Annotated in this window: 2 protein-coding genes; one reads left to right on the top strand and one right to left on the bottom strand. The window is 57.2% G+C overall.

Features of this window, described 5'->3' with window-relative positions:
• A partial coding sequence (locus tag ACRESD_RS17080; RefSeq protein WP_431751996.1) for a LacI family DNA-binding transcriptional regulator occupies positions 1-877 on the bottom strand: 877 nt, incomplete at its 3' end.
• A 249-nt stretch (positions 878-1,126) separates the two neighbouring features.
• Here ACRESD_RS17080 and ACRESD_RS17075 point away from each other — a divergent pair.
• The coding region (locus ACRESD_RS17075) for a hypothetical protein (protein WP_431751995.1) at positions 1,127-2,173 on the top strand (1,047 nt) is incomplete at its 3' end.

The following is a 2,173-nucleotide window of genomic DNA, read 5'->3' as shown; positions in this document are numbered from 1 at the left end:
GTGCGGTGATGCCCGTGCCCACCAGCGGGTACCAATCCAGGTCATCCAGGGCGATCAGCCCTACGTCCTCGAATAGGTTGCAGCCCAGCTGCTTGAGTGCGCGGGTACAGGCCAGCGCGGCAACACCGTTGGCGCAGAACAGCGCCTTGGGGCCAGGTTTTGCGAGAAAGGTCTGCAGGTGGTGTTGCAGCGCGTCATCCAGCTCCAGCACGGCGCCGGTGAACCCAGGACGGCTGGCAATCTCGGCCTCGAAACTCGCCACACGTTCCAGTCGCGAACTGGTGCCATCGGTGGCTTCGCTCACCAGCATCACATCGCGATAACCCTGTTGTTCCAGGTGATCCATGGCCATGCGCACCGCCGCCGGGTTATCCAACCCTACCAGGTCGCTGTGCAGCGGTTCGACCTTGCGGTCCACCAGTACCAGGGGCATTTCCCGTTGCAGTTCCAGCAACTGGTCGAGGTGATGGCCGAGGGTGTTCACGATCAACCCTTCGATGTTGTACGAGCGCAATGCCGCCAGATGCTGGCGCTCTTGTTCATCATCGCGGTCGGTATTGCACACCACCAGGCTGTAGCCGTGCTGGCGGCAGGCCGTTTCGACACCGTGCATCACGGCAATGGAATAGGGGTTGCGGATATCCGCCACCAGCATGCCGATCAGGCGCGTGCGGCCACGTTTGAGGCCGCGGGCCATCTGGTTGGGTCGGTAGCCGAGTTGTTCGATGGCTTGTTCGATGCGCTGGGCAATGGCATCGGAGAGCAGGGCGCGGTCATCGCCGATAAAGCGTGACACGCTGGCCTTGGACACGCCGGCGCGCTCGGCTACGTCGAGCATGGTCACACGGCTGCGTTGAGCGGCGGAAAATGGAGTCACGGTCGAGCCTTTCTTATTAGAGTTGAGCGGGTACTGAAACCGGTTTCAGAAAACAACACTCAACACACTTCGTCAAGGAAATAATCTTTTTGGCGAGCACGCGATCAGGCCCGCGAATCCGACGAGCGGGAGGTACACCTGTTAGTTATGACAGTATCCGCAGGTAGGCGGGAGGTGTTCAATTAATCCCATCAAGCCATATACGCAGTGTGAATCTGGCTGAGCGGAGTTGAACTTCGGGAGGTTTTTATGAGCACCACCAACACGGGTCAGCCTAGCCCGAATGGACCTTCGGGCCCAGTGGGCACTCTGGTGCTTGATGCGCCAAGCGTACTCGACGTATTGCCAGATGGGTTGCTCCCTGCTCGATTCAATTTCACCGACCTACGGGTTTCTATTGAAACGCCTTGGGCGGTCCTACCCGTTGCCGGTAGAAGCCAGTTCATTATTTTCGAGTGGCATGTCCTGGGAGCCAATTCGGTTGATACACCACCCATTGAGCTGCGCGGCCCGCTGACGGATGCTGATTTTCCTTTGGATGACTTGACGATACCCAAAGAGTTTCTATTGAGCAGCGCTGTGGTTGATGTCAGTTTTCGGCTTCATAACACCAGGCCCGATAGTCCAAGCTTTGATACCTCCACGTCGGTGAGGATCGAAATCGACCGTGACGCCCCCGGTGGAAACCAGCTGTTACTACCGGCTATTTTCCCTGTTGACCCGATCACCCAGCCTTACCTGGACGCCAATCCCCTGGTACCCATGGAAATTCCGTCGGGTTATTTGGGGCGCAAGGCCGGTGACCAAGTGCTGATGTATTTTTCTGATAAGAATGCGCTGCCAACGGGCATGCCCACGCTGACTTCACCCCCTCTTGTCAGTGATACCGGGCTTATTTTCGTTGACGTGCCCCGGGATGTGTTCCGCAGCTATCCGGGGGCGCTTTGGCTTTTTTGTTTTTATCGTTTGATGGATCGCGCAGGTAACGTGAATTCGTCGTTTTCACTGTTGGCACAAGTTGGCCTGCAAACCAACCTTCCTCCGGTCCTCTATCCACAACCTCGCTTTCCCCAGTCGGAGTCTCACCCTAGCAGCTTCATGACCTGCAGTACTCAGCCGCCTATTTGGTTCTGGGTCGAGGTGCTGATCGAACCCAATGCGAACATCCTTCACGGGGATTTGATTACGATGAGGTTCCAGGGTTACGGACGATATCCCGATCGGAATCCAGACCCCAATGTGGTGGGAACCTTCACGCATTATTGGGATGGGACCGCGGATGCCTCGGGCTATATC

The sequence above is a fragment of the Pseudomonas sp. genome, assembly GCF_050739995.1.
In the GTDB taxonomy this organism is placed as follows: domain Bacteria; phylum Pseudomonadota; class Gammaproteobacteria; order Pseudomonadales; family Pseudomonadaceae; genus Aquipseudomonas.
Note: the sequence above shows the minus strand (reverse complement) of the source record. Positions and strands in the feature narration are given on the sequence as shown.